The 23878-nt window shown below is 47.6% G+C and carries 22 protein-coding genes; all 22 read right to left on the reverse strand.

Going from position 1 to position 23878, the window contains the following annotated elements; genetic code table 11:
- Positions 1-3308 precede the first annotated feature (3308 nt).
- Positions 3309-3683, reverse strand: a complete 375-nt coding sequence (locus AN619_RS16295; RefSeq protein ID WP_330382013.1) for a TnpV protein — start codon at positions 3681-3683, stop codon at positions 3309-3311.
- A gap of 811 nt (positions 3684-4494) precedes the next feature.
- Entirely contained in the window at positions 4495-4794 is a 300-nt protein-coding gene (locus AN619_RS03335; RefSeq protein WP_068555057.1) for a hypothetical protein, read from the reverse strand.
- A gap of 101 nt (positions 4795-4895) precedes the next feature.
- Positions 4896-4985 (reverse strand): LPXTG cell wall anchor domain-containing protein, encoded by a 90-nt coding sequence (locus AN619_RS15825; RefSeq protein ID WP_157064890.1) that lies wholly within the window; start codon positions 4983-4985, stop codon positions 4896-4898.
- A gap of 22 nt (positions 4986-5007) precedes the next feature.
- Complete coding sequence (locus tag AN619_RS03340) at positions 5008-5427, reverse strand: prepilin peptidase (protein ID WP_242867298.1); 420 nt, start codon at positions 5425-5427, stop codon at positions 5008-5010.
- Positions 5428-5429: 2 nt separating this feature from the next.
- Positions 5430-8546, reverse strand: a complete 3117-nt coding sequence (locus tag AN619_RS03345) for a hypothetical protein (RefSeq protein ID WP_068555058.1) — start codon at positions 8544-8546, stop codon at positions 5430-5432.
- Positions 8543-9028: a TadE/TadG family type IV pilus assembly protein gene (locus AN619_RS03350; protein WP_242867299.1), complete on the reverse strand. Its 486-nt coding sequence runs from the start codon at positions 9026-9028 to the stop codon at positions 8543-8545. Before AN619_RS03350 ends, AN619_RS03345 begins: the two co-directional genes overlap by 4 nt.
- Positions 9029-9053: 25 nt before the next feature.
- Positions 9054-9539, reverse strand: coding sequence for a DUF4320 family protein (locus tag AN619_RS03355; protein WP_068555059.1), 486 nt, complete (start codon positions 9537-9539; stop codon positions 9054-9056).
- Positions 9540-9585: 46 nt separating this feature from the next.
- Positions 9586-9795 (reverse strand): hypothetical protein, encoded by a 210-nt coding sequence (locus tag AN619_RS03360; protein ID WP_068555060.1) that lies wholly within the window; start codon positions 9793-9795, stop codon positions 9586-9588.
- Between the two features lie 101 nt (positions 9796-9896).
- Positions 9897-10148 (reverse strand): hypothetical protein, encoded by a 252-nt coding sequence (locus tag AN619_RS03365; protein ID WP_242867300.1) that lies wholly within the window; start codon positions 10146-10148, stop codon positions 9897-9899.
- Between the two features lie 185 nt (positions 10149-10333).
- Positions 10334-11239 carry a hypothetical protein gene (locus AN619_RS03370; RefSeq protein ID WP_242867301.1) on the reverse strand — a complete coding sequence of 302 codons (906 nt, stop codon included), beginning with the start codon at positions 11237-11239 and terminating at the stop codon, positions 10334-10336.
- An 11-nt stretch (positions 11240-11250) separates the two neighbouring features.
- Positions 11251-12162 (reverse strand): hypothetical protein, encoded by a 912-nt coding sequence (locus tag AN619_RS03375; RefSeq protein ID WP_068555061.1) that lies wholly within the window; start codon positions 12160-12162, stop codon positions 11251-11253.
- On the reverse strand, positions 12159-13568 hold the full coding sequence (locus AN619_RS03380) for an ATPase, T2SS/T4P/T4SS family (protein WP_068555062.1): 1410 nt from the start codon (positions 13566-13568) through the stop codon (positions 12159-12161). The genes AN619_RS03375 and AN619_RS03380 overlap by 4 nt, the downstream gene beginning before the upstream one ends.
- On the reverse strand, positions 13565-14302 hold the full coding sequence (locus tag AN619_RS03385; RefSeq protein ID WP_068555063.1) for an AAA family ATPase: 738 nt from the start codon (positions 14300-14302) through the stop codon (positions 13565-13567). Before AN619_RS03385 ends, AN619_RS03380 begins: the two co-directional genes overlap by 4 nt.
- A complete protein-coding gene (gene cpaB, locus AN619_RS03390) occupies positions 14292-15002 on the reverse strand; it encodes a Flp pilus assembly protein CpaB (protein WP_068555064.1) in 711 nt (236 codons plus the stop codon). The genes AN619_RS03385 and cpaB overlap by 11 nt, the downstream gene beginning before the upstream one ends.
- A 67-nt stretch (positions 15003-15069) precedes the next feature.
- The gene (locus AN619_RS15830; RefSeq protein ID WP_157064891.1) at positions 15070-15228 is read right to left on the reverse strand and encodes a hypothetical protein; all 159 of its coding nucleotides are present in this window, start codon (positions 15226-15228) and stop codon (positions 15070-15072) included.
- 174 nt (positions 15229-15402) lie between these two features.
- On the reverse strand, positions 15403-15576 hold the full coding sequence (locus AN619_RS16115; RefSeq protein ID WP_198153225.1) for a hypothetical protein: 174 nt from the start codon (positions 15574-15576) through the stop codon (positions 15403-15405).
- A gap of 84 nt (positions 15577-15660) precedes the next feature.
- Positions 15661-16602: a ParB/RepB/Spo0J family partition protein gene (locus tag AN619_RS03395; RefSeq protein ID WP_068555065.1), complete on the reverse strand. Its 942-nt coding sequence runs from the start codon at positions 16600-16602 to the stop codon at positions 15661-15663.
- Entirely contained in the window at positions 16553-17377 is an 825-nt protein-coding gene (locus AN619_RS03400) for a ParA family protein (RefSeq protein ID WP_068555066.1), read from the reverse strand. The genes AN619_RS03395 and AN619_RS03400 overlap by 50 nt, the downstream gene beginning before the upstream one ends.
- Positions 17378-17519: 142 nt before the next feature.
- Positions 17520-19394 carry a hypothetical protein gene (locus AN619_RS03405; protein WP_068555067.1) on the reverse strand — a complete coding sequence of 625 codons (1875 nt, stop codon included), beginning with the start codon at positions 19392-19394 and terminating at the stop codon, positions 17520-17522.
- Positions 19369-20979, reverse strand: coding sequence for an ATP-binding protein (locus AN619_RS03410; protein ID WP_068555068.1), 1611 nt, complete (start codon positions 20977-20979; stop codon positions 19369-19371). The genes AN619_RS03405 and AN619_RS03410 overlap by 26 nt, the downstream gene beginning before the upstream one ends.
- Before the next feature lie 15 nt (positions 20980-20994).
- Positions 20995-22686 (reverse strand): ATP-binding protein, encoded by a 1692-nt coding sequence (locus AN619_RS03415; RefSeq protein WP_068555069.1) that lies wholly within the window; start codon positions 22684-22686, stop codon positions 20995-20997.
- Between the two features lie 13 nt (positions 22687-22699).
- Positions 22700-23857 carry a hypothetical protein gene (locus tag AN619_RS03420; RefSeq protein ID WP_068555070.1) on the reverse strand — a complete coding sequence of 386 codons (1158 nt, stop codon included), beginning with the start codon at positions 23855-23857 and terminating at the stop codon, positions 22700-22702.
- Positions 23858-23878 lie beyond the last annotated feature (21 nt).

Consider the following 23878-nt stretch of genomic DNA (forward strand, 5'->3'; position numbering starts at 1 on the left):
GATTTCAGACGCGCTCAAATCCTTCGGCTGCACCTTTTCCAGTGCCTTGACGTTTATACAGTAGATGTCGGGATGCATTTCGGCAAACCGCCGGGCGGTTTTGAGCTTCTCCCGCACATTGCCGGACAGGTATTCATCCGCCGTTTCATAATGCGCTTTCCCATTGGCGTCCGGCTTTTCGGGATTGCGGAAGACCACGCCTTCCAGGTCTTTAACAATTTGTTCCTCAGAAAGTCCGGTCAGGCTCTGCATGAAGGCCATATCGACACGGGCTTTTTCCGCGATGGAGATGGCCAGCGCTTCGGTGGCGGTGTCTACATGGGTGACTACGGTGCGCTGCCGGATAGTGCGCTTGGTGAACATATCCGCCTTGCGCTCCAGATTCCCGTCCTCGTCCAGAATTTCAAGCGAGCAGAGCAGGCAGTAGGAAGAATCATCCGAAAAGGCCATGTTGTTGCCGCGGCTGCTTAACAGTCCGTATTTTGCAGTAAACTCATCATACAGCTTATTCAGCTTGCGCTGCTGTTCCCGGATTATTTCATCGGTGCAATCCTCGGTCTGGTACTCGATCAGCTCGCGCACGCAGTCCCGAATGGCGATCATGCCCTTGATGCGGTTCGCCGCCGTAACGGAGACTTCCACCTTGTTCATCCGGCTGTTTTCGCGATAGTAGATCTCGCCGTTCACGACGGTGTAGCTGAAATTTTTCACGTTCGGGTCTGCCGGAATGGAGGTATCTTCTTCCTCGGCTATTTCGTCCGGCTCATACTCGGTGATTTCCGCATGGATGTTCTCCAGGGCTTCGCGGAGCAGCCCGGCAAGGTCGGCGTTTTCAAAGGGACGGCAGGTGGTTTCTTTGGCATTGCCGTACATCATGTCATCGTAGGCCATCGTGCCCAGCACCATGTCGGGGTTCTCGGCAAAATAGCTGTTGATGGGGATACCGTCCTTGGTAGTGGAGAGATGTACCCAGTCCGGTTCGATGTCGATCACGCGGTCGCGCTTCTGTAAAAAGAGGATGTCTGTTGTAACCTGTGTGCCTGCGTTATCGTAAAATGCATTGTTGGGCAGCCGGACAGCGCCCAAAAGCTCTGCACGCTGTGCAATGTACTTGCGCACTTCGGGGTTTTGCTTATCCATCGTGCCCTTGGAAGTGATAAAGGCGATGATGCCGCCGGGACGCACCTTATCCAGCGTCTTTGCGAAGAAATAGTCGTGAATGTAGAAATGGTATTTGTCATACTTTTTATCTGCCACGCCGTAGCTGCCGAAGGGAACATTGCCGATGGCCAGGTCGAAAAAGCTGTCGGGCAGGCTGGTTTCCTCAAAGCCCTGCACCGCAATGTTGGCCTGCTGGTAAAGCTGCCTGGCAATCCGGCCCGTGATGCTGTCCAGCTCCACGCCGTACAGCTTTGAATTCCTCATGCTGTCGGGGATGAGGCCGAAAAAGTTGCCGATGCCGCAGGCCGGCTCCAGGATGTTGCCCGTCTTAAAGCCCATGTTTTCCAGGCAGGCATACATGGCTTTGATGACGGTGGGGGAAGTATAATGGGCGTTTAAGGTGGAAGCTCTTGCGGAAGCATATTCTTCCTCGGTAAGCAGCTCCTTCAGTTCGGCATATTCCTTTGCCCACTGGGTGTTGTTCTCGTCAAAGGCTTGCGGCAGGCCGCCCCAACCCACATAACGGGACAGGATTTCCTGTTCCTCCGGTGTGGCAAGTCGGTTTTCTTTTTCCAGCCAGTTTAACAGCCGGATGGCGGCGACGTTCCAGCTGTATTTGGTCTTTGCGCCGCCATGTCCCAGCATGTCGTCGGTGATGCGGTAATTGATGCGCGGCTGATGGGGTTTTGGTGTTTCCGGCTTGAGGTCAATGATGACTTTGGAGACTTCGCCGCCTCGTGTTTTTTGCCATATTAGTTCTTTCGCCTGTTCCAAAACGCCGCGTACAAACTCGATGCTTTCGCTGCGGAAAATGGGGAAGCCCGTGCTTTGCTGGAAGGTGATGTCCCGCAGGCTAACCGTTCCGGCTTCCTCGTCAATAGCATCGATGATATAGCGGCGGTCCTCAATGGAAAGCTCCATGCCCGCGGCAATTTCTTTTTCGGCAGGTTCCTTTTCCTCTTGCTCGGTTTGACTTTCCGGCAGCTCCAGGCCCAATTCCACATCGTGCTTTACACCTTCACTGCTGCTCTTGATAGTGGCGGTATCGCCCTCGCTGGGGATGGTAATGCCGCCGGTTTCCCGCATCCATTCCGGCGCACCGGGATCATCGGCATGAATCGTGATGCTGTCCCTCGAATCCGCCAAATGATCCTGGTATACCCGCCGGAACACATCCTCATGGAGCCACTCCCTAAACTGCGGCAGGTTGTTGTAGGCTTCATAAAAATCCGGGTGCTCCTCCCTCATAGAAAGAACAATGCGGTCGATGGCGGCGTCCAGCTCTCGTTTTGCGCTGTCGGGGTCGGTATCCCTGTCCCGCAGGTAGGGGTAGATTTCGTCTGTCCGCACCCTGCCGACGATTTCAGGCAGGTACGTCCGGTACAGCGTGCGGGGAGATGGCGTTTCCGTTTTTTCTTCAGCCGGCTGCTCCGGCGCAATGAGATGGTTGTTTAACGGATTATCCCGCAGCATCCGTTCAAAGGCTTCCCGCGGAAGCTCTTTGACGAGCAGGGGATAACGAGTGTCCCGCAATTGCACCGTGCTGCCGTCAAAGGATAAAATCTCGTATTCCTCCGCGCCGAGATACACCGAATCGCCAAGGCAAAAGGCATATTTCGCCTCATTCTTTGGCGGCGGCTCCGGTTCGGCAGAGGTTGGCTCCTGGTTCAGGGTTTGCCGGGCATAGGCTTCCTCGGCAAGCTGCCGGCGGCGTTCCTCCATTTCCTGCTGCACGGCAGGCAGACGCTCTTTTTCCTTGCTGTTTAAGTATCGATCGGAGGCGATCAACTCGCCAAGGCGTTTTGCAACCTGGTTCCAGGACAGTCTCAGATCAGGATTTGATATAAAGCTGCCGCTTTTGCTGATGGAAATTCCCTTGCCGTCGTGCCATGTGTATCCCTGGGTTCCATCGGTGAAAATATGCGTACCGCCGCCGGTTCCGTATTCACGCTTTAAAAAGTCAATGGTTTCCTTTGGGGCATGCTGCTCCCGGTAGTGCAGGCAAACACGGAATTTGCCGTCCTGAAAGCCGGTACCCTTGCAAAGCACATGGTCGATTTCTTCCTGTGAAATAGAAAAAGCGGAGGATTTTTCGTCCTCCGCCTGTTCTATGGCTTCAATTTGCTGCTCTGCGGTAGGGAAAAGGGTTAGCTGTACACCAGCTCCGCCAGCACCGTTTCCTCCGCCGAGTGCCGCAGGTTGTTCATGTGTCCCGTCCAGCCCATCGGGTCGGCCGCTTTGTCCGGCGCGGGGCTGCTCGTGAGGAGCTTCGCCGTGATTCTCTCGATCCGTTCCTTCGCCGTCCGGTCGATCTCCGCGAGGTGTTCCGTCAGCCTGCCCGACAGCATCAGGCTGGCGTACATCCCTTTCCGGTGGTTTTTCAGATATGTTTTGCGCAACTTCCCATATTTGCCGATGTGCGTTTCTTCCTCCGGCAGCGCCAGGTCGGGTATCAGATAATCGCCCTGCATTGTGTAGGTCAGTTCCATCTTCACCATTCCTTTCATCCTTTCTGCTTTCATTGTGCCCTGCACCCTGATTTTTTGCAATTGTGCGGATTTGTTTCCTTTCCGTTTTTTGCAGGTCTTTGACCGTTGCCTCGATTTCCCTAAGCAGCATTTCGGAAATATCGCTTGCGGCGGCTCCCAACCTGGATACGGTATCGAGGGTATTGAAATTCACAACGCCCTGAAAATCCTCAAAGCTAAAAAAATTATCGGCGGGACAGCCGCAGCGGACTAAGAGCATGTAAGCCACGGAGCTTCTAAGGGCATCCTTGAAGATGACTTCCACGTTCAAGCCGTCCAGTTCCTCCAGAAAGCTGTTCTCCCGGCAGTACATAAGGTCGGAAAGATAATCCGCATAATTATCCTCCACGGCATTGAAGGCGGCTGAAACCAGCGCAGAGGGAATATTGCTCTTATCATTGAGGTCGCCGAAGGAATTTTCCAGCGTTTCCGTCACGGCCTCCGCATATCTATCCTGCATAGACCAAAGGGCAGGGGGACGGTTATACCGGCTGTTGGTGTCCGATACGTCGAAAACATGGCGCAGGCTCAACCAGCCTCCGCTGTCGTCGATGAGGGCGATGCCTTTCGCTCCCCTGTTTACCCATCTGCCGAGCTTCCGGTTCCATATCTCAATGGGAGCGCAGGCCGTCGCGTCGGGGCGCTGCGCGTAAATCAAAAGCTGGTCCTGAAACGGGTATTTATAGTTCCATGCCGCCGTTTTCAGAAAGGAAGTCCAGTTGACTGGATTTCTTGTGACGCTGTGGGCCGTCCTTTGCGAAAGCTCCGTAATCAGTTGCAGTTTCGTCGCCAACTCTATCCCTCCTTATCGTTCCGGCACGCGGCTTTTCTTTTCGGCTTGTCCCGCCATTTTTTCGTTGGTGTCCTTTTCCTGCCGGAGACTTCTCAAATAATGAATTTCATCCAGCGCACGATTGCACAAATCTTCAAGGGCGGTCATACGGTCATTGCAGTAATGCCCCCAGTAGTAGTTCTTTTCACCCTTTTTGCATTTCCAGGTCACAAATTTGGCGGGAGCATTTTCGTTCTGCCCGATGACAAATTCCGTATTTCCTATGGTTAACCGGTCGGTAATGACATAACCGGCATTGATTTCCTGATCCATGTTTTAAAACCTCCTAACGCTCCGGCTCATTTTCATTCTCACTCCAATCTATATGGCAGGCAAAAAGGGACGGTGTTGCCGCCCCTTTTGCTGTTCTGCCGTTATTTCTTTTTCCGCTTAATGTGCAGATACACCGCGCCGCCGATAATTATCAGGCACAACACAATGGCCAGTATCGTTTTTAATTCCACGAAATCACCTCCTGCTACTTAATCAGCAGCAAATCAGTCCATATATAAAAAGAACACCGGCATACGTGAAAAAACCGATGCCCAAAAACACGGCCAATGGGACACTCTTTTGCTTTGTCACTTTTGCATAGATGCAGGCGGGAACAAGCGCAAAAAAGAGGATGGCCGCAAGGGAGTACAGGCCGAAACAAAAGCCCATTGCCGCCGTCAGTTTGATGTCGCCGCCTCCGACACCGCCATATTTGACGGCAAGAAGGAACAGGCACAATCCCGGCAGCAAGAATCCCGCAATCCGCTCAAGCAGGGTAGGATATGGCAGCAGGAAAGCGGATGTACCGCCGATCAAGAGAATGGCTATCCACGTCCAATCGGGGATGATCCGCTTTCTAAAATCCGTGATGGCCGCCCATACAAGGGGAGCGGCGCAAAGCAGCATAGCCATATTCAGTTCCCCGTGGTGACATCATCGGAATACATGCTGTCAACCACAAATATTTTTAGTTCTCCTCCGGTTATCCATTTGGACAGGGTGCCTCCGGGAGTATGCACGTCGGTAACAAGGAGTTGTACGATATAGTCCCTGTTGTCGGGGAACCACACCGGAATGTATTGCTTTTTATACCGGAACGGGGATGCGGGATTCTCCCGGAAAGTAAAATGATTCGTACTGTCGGACATCAACGGAATGGCTGTTTCATAGCGATATTGCGGCAGATACACCTCCGCTGTCTGCGCGGCGGTGATCAGCTCCGGCCTGTCATAGTTGGTGTTCACGGTAGCAGTGACGCTGATGGAAAAGCCGTAGCCCGATTTAAGATAGCCCTTTGCCTTTGTGTCATAGTCCAGCACGGCGGTGGCTTTCAGTTCCGCGTAAAACTGCCGCCATACAAATCGGCCGTTTTCATAACGCTGTTCCCACCATGTCACCCTGGGCTGATCGCTTCTTTGCGGCGGTGCAGGGATGGTCCTGCTTTCTTCCGGCTCGTCATAGGTTACATTTTTGATGACTGCTTTTTGGGTATAGGTGTTGTTGGCGGCGGTGGTTTCATTGTCCAAAGTTTGGTCGGGATTGATGGTGGCAACCAGGGTGATGTTTTTATCGGCCTGGACATTGGGGGTATTCCATTTAACCGATGCGACGTTCCAGGTGTCTTGCTCCATGACCACGGCATTCACACGCTTTTTGACCGAGAGCTCCGGGATTTCAAACAGGACGGAAACCTTTTGTCCCGGCGTAAAGTCCAGGTCCCCTTTATTGGATACCTTGACGGTGCTGATAACCGTCTGGTTTTCCTTGTATTGGTCGGGCGTTATCCGCTGTACATCCAGGTCATAGGGACGTTCTGTCACCATGATTTCCGCCGTAGCCTGATTGTTGCCGGTGTTGGTATCCCTGTAATCCGCAGGCGGTGATATCTGTGTCGATAAATGAATGGTTGTGCCTTTTTTCCCCGCCGTGCTTTTGACAGCATAAGCCTTGGTTTCATAGGCTTTAAAATCTGCCGTCGATGGCACTGTGGAAACTGCCTTGCCGTCGATAGAAGCGTTCAATCTCACTCCTGACAGCGGTTTGTCTGTGGAATTGGCAAAGTACACGGTAAAGCTGTATTCCTCCTGCTCGTAGACTGTGGGCGGGCAGGATAGGTTTGCCCATATGTCGCACAGTTTTTCTGAAGGCACGTTCGGATTGTCCGGGTTATCGGGATTGTCCGGGTTGTCCGGTGGGTTGTCGGGATTATCGGGCGGATTATCAGGTGGATTGTCAGGATTGCCGGAAGGCTTTTTCACTACAGTGATTTTTGAAACGGCGGTGTTGTTGACCGGGTTATCATCCCGGAAGCCCTTCGGCGCTGCAATATCGGCCCACAGGTTGTATATTTCGCCCGCGTTTCCCGCCGTGCCTGAAATGGTGAACGATTTCGTTTCCCCCGGCTTGAAGCTGCAAGTTTTCGGAATTTGCGTCAAAGCGGCTTCGTTGTTTTTTGCCTGCAAGAGTACATTTTTCAGTTCCGAACTGGATTGGTTGGTAAAGCTCACGGTAAAGCTGTAGCTCTCATGCTCATATACCGTGGGCTGCGCAAGAATGCTTGCCGACAGGTCGCACAGCTTCGGTGAGTCAGGCGGCTGATCCGGGGGATTATCGGGGTCGTCCGGCTGATCCGGGTTGTCTTTGGGTTCGGGAGTTTTTGTCAGTTCCGGTGCGGGCTTTTCCACCACCCTGATGTCTGCCATGGCTGTATTGTTGGACAGATTGCCGTCGATAAAGCCCTCCGGCACACCGATGTTTGCCCACAGGTGTATCACGTCGGCTTTGGTATCGGCTGTGCGCTTTATGGTGCAGGTCTTGCTCTCATTGGGTGAAAAGTCCTGCATGGCAGGGATTTCGTTGATCAGAAGGCCGTCCACCGTGCCTCTGAGGGGTACGTCATAAGCCGGATTATTTCCGCTGTTCATAAAAACTACGGTAAAGGAATAGCTATCCCCACGGTACACTGTAGCAGGGGCACGGATGGCAACCGACAGGTCGTTTCCATCACAAGCCTTGAACTTGAAATAGAAGTCTGTCATCGGTATTGTATAATTTATTTTTTGCGTGATGCTGGTTTGGGTTTTACTTTCTCCATCGGTATATTCGGCGCTCTCCGGCGTGTAGTCCCATTCCAGGCCGCAGTAGATGAAATTTCGGGACAGCCTGATATCGTCTTTCGTAAAAGTAACGGATGTGGTTTGATAAGGATAGAGCAGCTCCGGCACTCCCTTGTCCTGGGCCGTGAGCTTCCCATAAACCTCCTGCTTGCTTTCATCGTACCAGGTTGCGTCCACATCAATCTTGACGGGTGCTTGATAGGTTATTTCTGTGTTCCGCATGGTTTCAAAGGCAATGAGGGCTTTCTCCGTCCAGCCATAGCTGGTAGTCAACGGTTCAAAATCCGTATTCGTATCATAGGTTCCATAGAGCTTGCCGGAAGAAAAACCGTAAATTTCAACCACCAGGCTGCCCTTTAGAGTGTAAGTGCCTCCGTCGTGTTTTCCGATCCAACCGGCAATCCGTTCCTGTTCATGGCCGGCAACGGTATTGGCGTTAACAAGGTCGATGCGCTGCGGTTCCGGGAAAGATTTCAACAGTGTTTCACCCTCATAGATTTCCTTCACGTTCATGCCGATGGTGCGGTAGCGGGTGTCATAAATGGCTTTGACTTGAAATACCACATTGGCCGTGACGGTGAGGACAGCACCTTGATCTGTTTTAGCTGTGATGGTATAGGGGCCGCAAGCCTCCTTGTTTTCAATCGTCAGCGTATAGTCCGGAGTTATCGCTTGGCTTTGGCCGCCATACTCCAGTTGAATATCTGTGAGCGTCCCGGTTTTAGCCGTGACACGGATAGGGATTTCTGCCGGAAAATGCTCTACGGCTACCACACCGCTTTCGGTTTGCAGGCTGTCGATGGGAGAGGTGACATTGATTTCAATGTCGCTGCCCGATGCGGCAAACGCCTTGGCGGAAAAGAGCAGGCAGCAAACAAATACAAGCGGCATGGCTAAAATATACTTTCGTTTCATTCGGAACCTCCTTCCTCAATTCTGTTGTTGACGCTGGATATAGTGAAGGGAAGCCGCACCTCGCCGGTCAGGAAGCTGAAAATGCTGCGGGTTTTCAGAGTCCCTTTCAGTGTCAGCCGGGGCGGTTCGTCGGTGGTATTCAGGCTTTCAATTTCAAGCTTATAAACCCATTGATTGCCGGCATATTTGTTTAACCCCGAATCCAGCCCCATGCTTTCGTGCAAATATTCGTACAGTGTTTCCTCCGCAAGGGCGCTGTCCATCCGCGAATAGCCGTCCCTGCGGTATTCGTCCAGCATGGCGTATTCCACAGAGTCGTTTACCCCGCGCTGGAGAACGTATTCCACCTGCTGGTAAAGGCTTTCCATGCGGAAATACTCGATCAGGATGGCGGCAAGGGTGAGGATGAAAAAGACGAGGATGAGAATAAACACAAAAGCGTCGCCCCTACGGTTGTTCATAATGCGTTTGAAATTGCCCACAGGTTTCCCCTCCTTTCCGGCATCTTCATTCCGGCAGCTTCCAGTACTTTTCCGACATGCCGGTGATGCTCACCTTCATGGGGATATTGATCTGGACAGGCGGCGCAAAGGACGGCTTGAAAAGGGTAAAGGCATAGCTGTCTGTCATCGTCACCGTAAAGGTATCCCGCAGTTGGATTTTTTGTCTTCCGTCGCAGTATTGGACATTCTCAACGGTCATTTCCGGCGACAGGCCGGTCTGCTCCTTCAGCCGGTAAAAAACGTCGTATGCGTTGTCCGATACCTGTCCCTCCAGCTCAACCACCCGGACAACACGGCGGCACATATGGTTCAGATTCAAATAAGCTGTGAATATGCTCAAAAAGGACATCACCGTGGCCATGAGCGTAATCACCACCAGCGTCTTGATAATCAGTTCGTAATAGGCGCTGCCCCTCCGATTAAAAAGCAGCTTTTTGAAAGGCGGAGGGGGAGAATTTCTCCCCCATATGCCCCGGTGCTTTCTGTTCATCTGCTTGCACCTCCCACGTGAGCAGATATATCCGGCACGGATTCCATCAGCTTAGCAAGCCGGTAATCTTTGTGACGATGTTGTTCCAGATAGTGGTGATTGAATCCTGATACAGCGTCATAAATACTGCACCCACAACTACAACGATCAGGACGACGATAAGCCAGCCGGTCATCTGGTCGCCGGATTTGCTTGCAAGAATCTTTCTTGCTTTCAGTCCCATCCTCTGCATTTTGTTTTTTAAAGCAGTCATCATAACAAATACCTCCATGTGATTTTTTAGATTTTTGGTTCAAAGTGAAAAGGGGAGAACGACTCTCCCCCTTGTTGCCATAGCCTTTTCGGCTGCAAGAATTGTTAGCTCAAAAGGCTGGTGATTTTGGTGACAATGCTGTTCCAGATGCTGGTGATGGAACCCTGGTACAGTGTCATGAACACAGCTCCCACCACTACGACAACCAGCACGACAATGAGCCAGCCAGTCATCTGGTCGCCGGACTTGCTGTTAAGAAGTCCTCTGGCGCTTGAAAGCGCATTTGCGATTCTTTTCTTCATGGAATTTTCTCTCCTTTCTCCGGTGATTTGGATTGCGGTTGTTCTGTTTTGCATGGTAATACCTCCTGAAAATTGTATTTGAAAAGGGTTGCCCCGTTTTCACGTTAATTGCCGGCCAAAAGGCCAGAAGCGAAAAGTACAAGGCACACAAGGCGGAAAGCCCGGAGCATACTTCCTGTATGTGAGGACTTTCCGACCGCAGTGCAACGCAGTAATTCGATGCTTATCGCCTTTTGGCATTAAAAAAGGCCCCCCATGGACCGTATCAGGTGGGAGCCGATGACGTAGAGCAGGGTGGCCAGGGTTACGGCCACCAAAGGGATGGATGCGATTTTAACCTTGCGGGGCAGCTTATTTAGTTTTTTCTTTAAGGCTTCCTTTGCCTTGATGTCCATATCCCGGGCAAGGTATGCCAATGCTTCTCCTTGATGCTCGCCCCGATATAATCCGATAAGGGCATTGACTAAAAAGGACACCTCCGTAAGGCCGATGCGTTCATTGAAATTCCGAAGGGCGGTTTCAATATCCTTGGCCTTCATCTCCATGACCAAAACCGCGACATCGTAGCGGAACACATCGCTTGCAACCATTAGGTAATCCTCGAATATTTGGATCAAGTCCACCTGCACGATGGTTTTTGGGCTGCCTTCCCGGATATCGTCCAGCTTATATAGGATGGAACGGACAAAGCCTGGAAGCTCCGCTTCTATGAAGGCCTTTTTCGTTTTTAATTTATCCTTGAAGTCGGTCGTAAAATGGAAATAGACCACAATGGAAAAAATGAGAATGACGGGTGCGATGTTTGTTGCCCCGATTGCCAAAAGCGGAACCAGGAGCAGCAGGGTGAAGGCGGCGCAGATGAGCGCCCTGGCTTGATATTCCCTTGGTGTGAGGTCAAGCCCTCCGCGCCTTATCATGGATGCCAGCTTCGCTTCCTTTGCCGGGTCAAGCCTGATCCAGCGGGATACCGGCTTGACAAGGGGCATGACAAAGCAGTTTAAGATTTTTTCGCCTGCTTTCTCCTTTTCCGTCTGCAGGTTTTTGATATTTTTCTTCATGCTCAGCTTCGGGATTTTAAGCAGTTGCCTGCAAATTAAAAACCCTGCCGCAGTCAGCAGGACAAAGACAATGATCTGATAAAACAAATTGGAACCTCCTATCTGTTAACGGGTTTGGTAATCTTCATCACATAAAATGCCGTGGCAAGGGCGGTCAGCAGCATAATGACGATCAAGAGCTTCCCGATGGTGGTTTGTGTCAGAATGGAAAACCATTCGGCGTTGGAAAAGCGCATCATGGGAATGACGGAAAACATCAGCCCCGCCGTCAGCAGGTAATCCCGCCAGACCCGGACCATCATGCCGTCGCTTTCAATCTGCATGGACTTTGCATCGTTCATGGCTTTGATAATGGGAAACAAAGCGAATTTCAGCCGCCGGTCGTGGTAGCATAGGATGAGCATTTTCACCCACTCGGCAAAATACCGGTTTTTTATCTTTGCCGACAGGCGGTACAGTCCGTGCTCCACATTGGGGTTGATGAGACGTATTTCCGATACAAATTCGTCAAAGGGCGTAGGGGTTCTCAGATGAACCGGAATGTACCGGTTTTTTTCCTCCACATAGGTTTCCACGGCTTTGATGATGTCGTCGCACCCTGCATAGGCATTGGCGATGATGGACATGGTGTTTTCCAGCCCCTCGATTTCCTCCCGCGCGGCTGTGGCGCTTTTTACGGTCAGGTAGAAGAATGGGGCGGGGGTCAGGCATACCGACACGACTGCCGCCAGTTCGGCACTGTTAAACAGCATAAGCCCTGCCAGAAATCCGCCTGCCGCTGATGTGCCCGTCATAACAAGGTATTTCTTCTGCGTGCATCCGGTCTGCCGGAACAGGGTTTGAAACCGGATGGCGATCCGCTCGGTAATTTTCAGCTTTGTCCCCGTCAGATGCAGGCGGCGCTTTTTCAGCGGGTTTTGCTCCGTCGCAAAGGGGTTTAGTCCCAACAGTAGGAAAAGCGACAGGCTGATGAGAGCGAATACAAGGATAAGGGATATTTGAATGTTCATTTCCAACCTCCTTCCGGCCTGTATCCGCTGCCCGCAAAACGGCGGATCTCTGTCAGTTCAACGCCATTGACCAGCAGCCGCTCGGCAAGGGCGGGGGAGATGTTTCCCACACGCCGATGGCTTCCCACGACCTTTGCAATCCTTCCGGCCTCATCCCTCTTATAATGGTCAACCTCATATTTGAAAAGGGTATTGCCGATGACTTCGCCGTCCTTTACCCCGGTGGCTTCAAAGATTTCCATGTACTTGCGGGACTTGTCGGGAAGCTGCATTTTGAAAAGCATGATGGGAAAGGCTTCTACGATGTTTTTCAGGAGCCTTTCCTCCGACAGGGAAGTCCCTGCTTCCAGGCACATGGTCAGGATTCTGTCATAAGCGGATCTGGCGCTGTTGGCGTGCAGCGTGCTGACGATGGTGTGCCCCGTCCGTCCGGCCTCCTGCACCGTCAGCGCTTCTTTGCCGCGCATTTCGGCGGGAACAAGGACGGTGGGATGAAGCCGCAGGGAGAGCTTCAACAAATCCAGCATGGTGACGGGGTTGGGTTCTTCTTTTGTGAGAAGGTGGATCACGTCGTTGACCATAACGCCGTTTTCGTCGAACTGTGCCAGTGACAATTCGCGGGTGTCCTCAATGGTGACGATGCGCTTGTCCCGGGATACGCAGCTTAAAATGTATCCCATGTCGGAGGTTTTTCCGCTGCCGGTGGCTCCGGCAATGGCCACCGATACGCCATTGTTGACGCAGAGGGTGAGAAAGTCCAGTTCCTCCGCCGTGGCCGTATCCCATCCGATGAGGTTTTCCCTGGTGATGTAGGAGGGCTTCTGCTTTCTGACCGAAGCGATGGCCCCGGCATCAGGGTCGACGCATGGTTCAATGGCTCCCGACATGCGGATGCCCCGCGCAATAAAGCTATCCCCAATGGGCTTGGAGCCGTCCAGAATGACATTCCCGAAGCGGCTCATTTTCTTGGTGATGTTGGCGCAAGCCTCCGAGCTGCCGAAGGTGTTTGACAGCCTCACCTTTTTGTCCTTGTACAGCACCCAGATGCCGTTATAACCGTTAACATTGATTTCCTCCACGTCACTGTCCTGGAGGTAGGGGGATAAAAGTCCCAGGCCGGCCATATCGTCGTAGATCATATCCACCAGCTCGGAGATGTTTTGGATGCCCTTTGCTACCATATGCTCGCTGTTCAGGTAGCGCATGATCAGGTCCTTGAGCTTTCCCTCCGCTTCCTCCGAATACAGCACCTGTGCCAGTTCCGCGGAGTGGTTTTTTGCGATGATCCGTTGCAGCTTATCCAGTATTTCGCCGTAGTCCTGGGCTTCCAGGTTGCTTTCTCCGCTATCGGAACGCCGCTTGTTGGCCCGGTATATCAACTCATTAACAGAAAACCTGTTGTTCACGATGCTTCACCTCCGCAGATCCCCTTTGCTATTTGCTCCAATACCTTGCCGTAGCGCCTGCAGGTTCTGTCGTGAAAGAAATAAATTGGCGTTCCGGCATTTTCCAGCTCGCCCGCCCGTTTTACATAGGGCAGATCATAGGCAAAGGGAAGTCCCATCATGCTCCGATAGGTCTTGTCGTCAAACTCGCCGTTGGGAAGCTGCAGGATATGAATCTGCTTCTCCGCAATATGCAGCTCCCGCACAAAATCCGAAACGCCTTCATGCCACATTTGCGCCGCTATGGACGGCTTATGCAGGGTATATATCCTGTCAGCCAGCCAGAGGCCGACGCCGGATATCGGATTGGTCGCCTCCGCGGCTCCATCCACGATGAGAATGTCGAAAACAAAAGCTGCGGCATTCATCATCCGTTCCGCTTCCCGGAGAGTCACCGTATCGCAGAGAAGACCGGTATAATGGGTGGGTGCGGACAGGAAAAACAAGTTTTTGCTTTCCGCATATTCCGTAAATTTTTCTCCGATGTTGGGATTATCCTCATTCAGGGCGTGAAACAGGCCCTTTTGGGGAGGAACGCTCTGGCCGAAAAAGACTTGCAGGTCCCCGTGGGTCAGGTTGGAGGATATGAGGCCCACCAGGCGGTCGCTTGTGGACAGGGCGCAGGCCAGATTCACCGCAAAGGTGGTTTTCCCGCTGTTGCTGCCGCCCCATACAGCTATGATTCTACCGCTCACGGCTTACACCCCTTTTCTCAAAGATCAGGTGCAGCTTGCCAGTGTATTCGGCTTCGATTAGCTTTTCTGCCTGTGCTTCGGTAGCAACCAGGGTTACAGCCCTGGGAACGGGGTCACTGGAGGAAGATTGACTTTCCTTTTGCTGTTTCCGCATTTCAGCAGTGCTCTGTGTGCGGGCATTTTCTACGCTGTAAACCTCCAGCTCCTTTAATTCGGGATAAATAATAACCTGCGGGGAAGCGTCCTGGCCGTTGGATGCCTTCTGCATAAACACGGATACCGTCACAATGTCCCCGCTTTGCAGATGGGAGGAAAGCCCCGCTGCAATGCTCAAAACGCTCACGGTAACAAGGCGCTGATTATTCCTGGCGATGCGGTCCAGAATTTCATCTGCAACAAAATTTCCGAGCTTCTTGGAAAAGAAATAATCCCCCCTGGAAATGTCGGTCTGCGCGATTTTCCCGACAATTTGGGTCTTGTCGTTGATGACACCTTCCGGCAGGCCCAGCTTTCCAACTTCCACCTCGGCAAGCTGTTTATCCTCTATCCTGGTTCCCGCGGGGATGTCCTCTGCTGCCCGCAGCACCATGACGGTTGCGTCCTTGTTCTCGTAAAACCTTGGCAGAAGCACAAAGGAAACGACTGCTGCAGCAATGATGCAGAGGGCGCTTAGAAATATCCGGTTTTTCAATATTTTCAAACTGTTCTATGCCTCCTTCCGTTGTGATGAATTAAAAAAGCTCCCTGTGTTTTCACAAAGAGCATCATTACGGACCGAAAAAGAAAGGCGGGTGGGTTTCCTGCTTTTCGTTCTTTCTCCCTGCGGCAGGCCCATTGCTTTCATCCCTTGCTGTTTTACGGCTGATATGGATTCGCCGGATCAGGGTACGAAAGACTTTCGGTTTCTTTTGGGCTGTCTGTTTCATAAAGAGCTCCTTTCTACATGAATTTTGCGGTATTACCTGCCGAAAGGCAGAAATATTTCTTTTTCGGCCGGTAAATTTTCAGGGGAGGGGTGTGGGGAGGGGGAAACCGCAAAGCCGCTGTGCAACGCCTGCAGGCAAATGGACAGACTACCCCCTTGGTGTAAAATCACCTCGTTAATCATCAGGGATGACACACTTTTCTTTGCTGCATTTTCCACTATGCTTGTCAAAGTACCGACATTGCGCACAATCATCCTCTCTCACTGGTTTAACAGGCTCGCGGTCATGCTTCGGCTTTTCCTGCATCATGCGCTCGTATGTGCGCAGCCGCCCTTCCGTAAAGTACATGGAAGCACCTCCTTAAAAAAGGGCATAAAAAAAGCTCTCATTCATTTGAAAGCTTACTTAGCATACAGTGTCGTCGCATCCTTTTTATCGTTCTTGCTCTTTTTGCCGCTTCCTGTACCAGCTTTCAAGCAATTGGACAATCAAATCCTCTTTTTGCTTTTCGGTGAAGTTCTTGGGAAAAAAGCGGTCGATGCGATCACGCCGGATTTGGAATTTTTCTTTTTGGTTTGGTTTTTCTTCCGTGAGAATGGAAAAGATGACATCCACATTCAGTCTGCCGTCCTGACTGAGCTTTTTCATCCTCTGCGCCTGTGCTAAAGACGGGGTGCAGTCCTCCGACTGCATGGTATTGTATAGGTCCTGCTGTTCCTTTTCGGCTAAGTATGAGATTTCCACCGCAGGATTAAAAGCAATCTGCTTTTCGTCCACCATCTCAAGAATAGGCGGTATGAGTTCGGTTAAGCGGATATATCGGAATATCTGATTTTTGCTTTCTCCCATTTGCTCTGCTAAAATCTCACTTGATTTTTTACCGTCCAACTTGTTCCCAACTTGGGAACAAGTTAAATCCGTCCGCTGTCCTTGCCTGTTCATAGCTTCGAGCTTCATCTTATAGGCAAAGGCTTTTTCGCTCGGCAGAATACTTTCACGTTGCAGATTGCTGTCAACCATGATGATTGTGGCCTCATCATCGTCCAGTTCACGGACAATGCAGGGCATGGTTTCTTTGCCTGCAAGCTCACTTGCTTTTTTACGGCGGTGTCCTGCAACCATTTCATAACCGCCGTCCGGTTTGGGACGCACAAGTGCAGGGACTAAAACGCCGTACTGCTTTACGCTGTCGGCCATTTCCAACATGGCTTCATCCGCTTTCACCTTAAAAGGATGATTGGGGAAATCGCTGATTTCCGACAGGGGAATATCCAGCACCTTTTCCCGCTGACTATCGGCGCGGCTTTCCTCCGTGGAAAACAATTCATCTACTGAGGTTAGTTTGATGCTGTCTCTTGTGCTGCTTTTCGCCAATGTCCAGCACCTCCTTTGTAAAGGCTTCGTAGGCTCTGGCGGCTATTCCGTGCGGATCGAACGCATAGATGCTTTTTCCTTGCGCGCTTGTTTCAGCCGCTCGGATGGATAGAGGGATTTCCGTTTGAAAAATCCGCAGCTTGTCGCCGTAGTCCCGCCGCAGGACAAAGGAAATATCCTTTGCAAAGTTGGTTCGGTTATCCACCATTGTTAACAGAACACCGTCAATAGTCAGCCTGGGATTGATTTGCCTTCTTACACGGGCAATGGTTTGCAAAAGCTGCGTCATTCCTTTGGCGGGCAGGTAATGGGCCTGCACGGGAATAATCACGCTGTCCGCAGTGGCAAGGGCATTGATGGTCATCATGCCAAGAGAGGGCATACAGTCGATCAGCACATAATCATATTTGTCTTTGACAGAGTTGATATATGACCGAAGTACCGTTTCCCGGCTCATGGTGTTGACCAATGATACCTCAATGGCAGACAGCTCAATGTTGCCCGGCATCAGGTCAACGCCTTCCGCATGGTGAAGGATACCCTCATCAGACTCATACGGCTCCTCCATAATGGTTTTGGTCATGATGGTAGCCAGCGAAACGGGCAGATTGTCCGGCTCCTGATAGCCCAATGAATCCGTAAGGTTTCCCTGCGCGTCCGCGTCCACCAGCAGTACCTTATTACCCTGTGCCGCAAGGCCGATGCCGAGATTGACCGCAGTCGTTGTTTTCCCTGTGCCGCCCTTTTGGTTCGCTAAAGTGATTACTTTTGACACTTGAAATTCCTCCTTTCACGCAAAAAGCCGCTTGCTCTATTGGGAAATAAAGCAAACGGCTTTTATTTGTTTTACATAATAAAAAAAGAACATAGGCTTGAAACCTATGTCTCCTTAATAGTGCGTTTATACTTTAGAGAATTTATAAACTTACAGATTTATCTTTAGTTTTGATTGCTTCTTCGGCTTCATCTCGTGTAATGGTGTAGTATTCCAACACATTTAAAATATCCTTATCCGAAGTTAGTGAATAGATATCACTAAAATCATTACCATGAATAATTGGCTTTATAAATTCCATCTTCTTCGGTTCAAGCGACGAAAATGCATTCCACCAAGCATCAGTCATACCATTTTCTTCATAGTAAAAACGATAAATAATCATAACTTCTGGCATATATAAAAGCTTTTCATATTCATCCTCATCATGACCAAATGCTTTTTCAAAGAATGTTTTTCCTCTACCGACCTTTCCTTTAGTAGAATTAAGAATTGCCTGGATTGACCGTATAAATTTTCTGTTCCAATGCTTTCCGATATATGTTCTATTTCTAAAATATTCTGGATCTTGAATCGGATGATATTTCATTGGAAACGAATAGATGCTAACGTCTAGTTCTTCACACAAATCAATGTTCAGTTTTAAACGACGGTATAGATCAACCGGCTTTTCTTTGTAATTATACAGTAAATAGTTGGACATATCCCGTATACCGTTTGCAGCAGCCAGTCGTATAGCTTTTTCATAAGTTTCTCTTAAACTCCATGAATCAAAAGCTATTCGTAAAGGCTGAATCGGTATTTCAGTCAATCTTTTCATTTTTTCTGGTGTTAATAGACGCGCGTCGAGACCTTGGTTGAAATCCACATAACGTGCCTTTACACTCTTGTTTCTGTATTTTTCAAACAATGGTGCAAAAAATTCATCAACAGCCAATATAGATTCTTTTTTCGCAGTATCAACGCTAAGTAATCTATTTTTGTAAAGAACAGAATAAATACTGCTTTTCGTTTGAGCATCTGCTCTTTTATACAACCATTTATATAAGTTGACTATGCTTCTTACATGACCACGGTAATTGTTGTTTAATCTTTTCATGTCTTGGATTAACAATGAATATTTATTAGGCTCAATGTATGTCGCACCTTTATAAAATCCACACTCTTTGATTTCATCTATTATGTCATCAAAACGTTCGGAGGCTAATACATTATTATCAAGCAAAAGCAGATTACGCTTTTCACCAAAGTTTTCTGAAATATACTTTATTTGCTCTTTGATACTGACATAACAGTTATATTCCGGTTCAAGCTGTGGAACAGCACAGAAAGGACAACTGTTTACACAGCCACGAGTCATGTATGCGTAATAACCGTCATTCTCGGGATAAACATAATTTATCTCATTTAAAATTGAGTAATCCAACGGAAGATGATCAATAATAATATCATTATCATCATACTCACCGCCTTTGTCTAAAAGGCCAATATGAGGACGAATGCCAGTTTCTTTTTCGATCTCATCAGGGAGAAGTGTTGCAGCAACACCTCCGATCTTAACTTCGCTAATATTTTTGCATATTCGTTTAAAAGAGTTTATTGTATCGATGGTTTGTTCCCAATAAAATGTGAACAAAGTAGTAATGTATACTCTGTCCCATTTAGGATCATCCAAATATTCCTTTTTATTAAAATATCGCCTATAGTACTTCAGGTTTTCGCCTACTAACTGACTTCTACTCAAAGCTGTCAGTTCAGAATACTTTGTAGATAGACCTTTTTTAATATACTGAATAATGTCTGCCCGGTGTTCTGCCCATTCAACAGAGTCATCGTTGGCAGATAGTTTTTCCAGCAATTCTTCATATATTTGTTCCAGAATAAAGTCCGTAAACTCTCCCTTGAAAAATCGTACCTCGTCACCGAGCATCTTGTGATAAGTAGCAATTTTCATAAGACCTATAGGAGGGTACTTATTCTTATAATTTGGTTCAATTAAGAGAATTTTTCTTGCCATTCTTCAGTTCCTCCTGTATCTTGTTGATCAGTTCCTCGCTTTGTTCAGGAGGCAGATTCCGTGCAATAATATCATATATGCGTGATACCAATTTCCTCTGTTTGTCCGGCAAATTTGAAAGCTCATCAACAAGATATCCTTTTTTCTTTTTCTGCGGATGTTCTTCGGGAATAGGTGATGTCAATGCCTTTGGATTTGGTTTTGAAAATCCGGCATTTTTTAAAGACTTTTTATGGTTATCCTCAATATGCATAAGGACAACACGAAAAACTTCATCACTCTCGGCTTTAGTCTTTAGTCGTGTAAGTTCTCTTTTCGCTTTTTCATCCTCCGTTTTTGCAACTTCAATTTCATGCTCGATCTTTTGCTTTTCTCGGTCACTTATAAAGCGACCTTTCTTTTTAGAATATTCATCTTCTTTTTTATAAAGAGCAATCTCTTTTTTGTAAGCATTTTTAGCACGATTTGCGTCAATATATAACGGGTGAAGCGTTGAATGAAAGAAATATTTAAGCTGTGCTTCAAATTCGTTCCTCACACTGTTTTCGTTAAAGTAATCTCTTCGCGCATTTGGGGTCAAGCCCTTATGTACAGCATGGACTTCACCAATAAAATACAGATTGCCTCTTGCTTCCTTGAAAAGGGGGGCTAATGTGCGTTCATTACCAATTTGGATATTTGATTGACGCAGTCTTATGCCAGCCGTCTCATTTAGCGGGTACGGAATTTGTTTTTCAAAACGGCTGATTCCATACCACATCCATGCAAGTAACTCTCCATTATCGTTGTAAAACTCCTGAATTTTGATATCATACACATCGTCATATTTCCGACGCTGTCCTGCAGGGTTTCTCTCAAAAAGAGTTGTTGTATATAGTTTTTGGATATCTTCGCCATCCACGAATATTTTGTATTCGTTTTTCGGAAACCCCTTTTTCTTAAGATATTCATATATTTTCTGCTTATAGTAGAATTTGCTGTCATAAGGCACAGGTGCGTTAAGAGCAATGTACTCTTTAACCTTTTCAGTATCCAGCAGGTCAACATTTTCGTTTGTGATACCAAGCATCTCGACAATAAAATAATGATCATCTATAGGGCATTCTTCATATTCGTATGAAATTATTTTCTGAAGAATCGTACCAGCAGCATCCCTAACAGTTTCATCATCAAGCATCTTACTCAAAGCCTTTGCATCCCAGGTCATAATTGTTTTTTGTTTTTCACCTTTGGCCGTAGTTATGAAGCGCAGTTTTTCACAATAAGCCAAGCCTCCCAAACGACCAATACCTCGGAAACCTTTAGCTTCACCTTTTATCTTATCTGAATCGGCAACATATGCTAGGGTTGACTCTACCATATCCCGCCTAACTCCAGTTGCATTATCTTTTATGGTTATATTTCGACCATTCTTATCAATCTTAATATCAATAAACAGATCTTCATCAAATAATGCGTGTTTTATTGCATAATCAATCTGGTCAGCGGCATTTTGTATGTATTCTCTATAAATTATTCTGGAATCTTCATACATGCCGCGGGTTAAATTCTCAATTGCGTTTTTGCCTATTTTTATCTCGCTCATAATATATCCCCCTTGTCACTTAAACTGTTTATAAATTGGCTCAGGAAATTTAATATTAAGGAGCGATCTGAAGATTGGGTTTTGAACGATGTATTCCCCCTGCTTCAAGCGAGTCATCATATTCTTATAGACAGAAGGAATATACTTATACTCGCTATTGGAGAGTTCAATCGCATTGGTCCGGCCATATGCAAATGTTGAACAGTTGCCAGAAACTCTATTGTGGATGGCACTCTTAAACTGCTCTGCTGCAAACAGTATCACACCTAAAGAACGGCCTCTTTCTGCAATATCAAGTATCTGCCTTAAAATGGGAGAATCCTTTGGGGAGTCCTTAGATGCGAACTTGTTCAATTCATCGATAAATACAATAATTTTTGAGGGCGGGCATTTGCCATTGCTATAATCCTTCTCTCCTAACTGGAAGTTATATAGCTCCCGAATAACATTACCAAATACGTATCCTTGCATATCAGAATCCAGCTTGGCAATATCTATAACATATACATCGTTCTTTTGAATATCCGAAATTTTATCCGCAAGGCGAACTTCACCGTTACTCTCATCAAGATCATTAAACAGAGGATTATGGTATACGGATTTTTTTATGTGTCTTGTGAATTTTCTCCAACTCAAGACGCCAATTTCTTTATTTTTAGAGTTCGCTGTATTACCAGCCTCGCATTGTTCCTCAAGCTTTTTAATAAAATTTGGCCATGTTGAAATTGTATTAAAGCCATTTTGTCCATCCACAATTTGGTTGATAATTCCAGCCATTGTTTGCGTGGAATCATCAACATTCGAGAACATCAAATCAATGGTATCTTTGTCTTGCTCATATGTAAATTTGTATTGAAACGCTTTTTTCTGCTGTTTCTGCTTATCAAAAAGCTCTTTTGGCACATAAGAGTTAGACTTTGTTTTTGTTGAATATGGATAGAAATATTTGACCTGGCTGAAAGGTTTTGTTGATAGTCCAAGCATCTCGTACCTGGCTTTTACTTCTTCTGCCTTTTCTGGTTTGCCCTCGAAATCGTTTGGCTCGTCGATGGCCAGCAGATCACGTCCTTTGACATTGAACACAACAAAAGCAACGCTATCATTTTCAGCATCTTCCTCTTGCATATTAAGATATTTGTCCTGAATCGCTTTCAATAGGAACATTGCATATGATGTTTTTGCTGCTAAACCAGAAATTCCAGAGATATTCAAATGTGCACCTTCCGGTCCAATTAGAAATTTGGAATCGATGTTTACCGGCAGTGTGATCTTGTTGTCTTCACCTGAACTTTCATACATTTCAATATATCCGCATACTAAGGGATTCTTTATATCTGCAAGACCAAGAGCCTCGCTCACCTCATCTCTACTTGCCAAATAAACTCTTTGTCCGCTTTGAACAGGAATAAAAATATTCTTATCATTTCCAACTACATTGGCTTTTGCATAGTTCATACCTATACGAAGGGTTGGAGCATCGGTATTTACATCTCCAAAATCATTTGATATAAAATTGGAAAGAAAACTGGCAGAATCAGTGATATGCGAAATCTCTTCAATTACTGCAAATGTTTTGCTGCCGTTGATATGTTCGACCTTAACCACATCGAACGGATTAAGAATCAAATCAGTATTTGTCCAAAAACAAAAACTATCAATAGTCGTCGGTACCTTTTCTGTTGCTATAACACGTCCAATTAGACTCATGGCGCTACCCTCCCTAAAAAAGTTGAATAAATAAATCATTGCTTAAATATTTGCTTTTAACATACTGCTCTGTTAGGTAGATGGGATATAGGTGATTTGCCCATCTATCATCCGAACCGTAACAAACCGGATTCCGTTCATTGATCAAATATGCAGTGATATTATTTATGTCGTCCGTTTCAATACCGTGAATCCGCTCTTTTTCGGTTACAATAAGCTTTTCAATTTTTAGTACCCCATCAAAAATGCTGTGTGTGTGTCGTGCCTCTCGAATCCGAAGATACCAAATGCAAAAATCTACATCCGCGCGTGACGATGTATATCGAAAGGCAGGCGTTCTTTCATAAAGTTTTAGATTCGCAATTATATTTGAGTTTGATCCTCCACCGTGCACAAGGCATTTAGTAGGGTCAAATGACTTAGACACTCCAATTACTCGTCGGTAATTATTACGAATATGTTCACTACTCAAGTTTAATGCATGCTTATTCTTTTTTGTTGATACTTTCTGATAATCAAGAGAGCCATCTTTGATTAAATAATTCGACTCATTCAACTTTCCTGCTGCCACTAAATCTGCAACCAATTGTTTTTCGAGTTCAACCATATAGTCTTGAATTTTCGCAATCCCTTTTCTTTCAAATTTGTCATCCTTATTTGTATCGTAAATTAGCAAATCATTGAATTGAATTAGCGGACGGCCTTTAAGACGCACGCTATTATTAATTTTCTCCAACAAAGGTCTTGCCTGGTCCTGACCGTCCCAATCAGTGCTAAATGCCCGATCAGGTAAAGCAATAACAAGTTTGCTTTCAAATAATAAAGCTGGTTGCAGCCTTAAATTACGACGTTCACAGCAACCTACGCCAATTTGACCCGCAATGATAGGATATACATTTTTCTGGAACGACATATCATCAACTTTATAAGTGTAGCGCGATCCGTCGAGAAAAAAGGAGAAAATCGATGGATAACCGCGTCTCGCATCGGCAGCATCTTTTAAATTAACTGGTTTGGTGAGTTTTTCTGTTTCACCATACTCTTTCCATACTATATCCTTGTTATCATCGTAATCAATGCCACTCCTGTCGGTAGTGTCATGGCAATATTTATATGAATTAAAGCTCACTCCCGACGTTTCCTTTTCAATAACCTTGAGTACTGTCCCCATATTGCTCCCCCCCTTTCCACG

It is taken from the genome of Thermotalea metallivorans (genome assembly GCF_001562415.1).
Taxonomy (GTDB): Bacteria; Bacillota; Clostridia; order Peptostreptococcales; family Thermotaleaceae; genus Thermotalea; species Thermotalea metallivorans.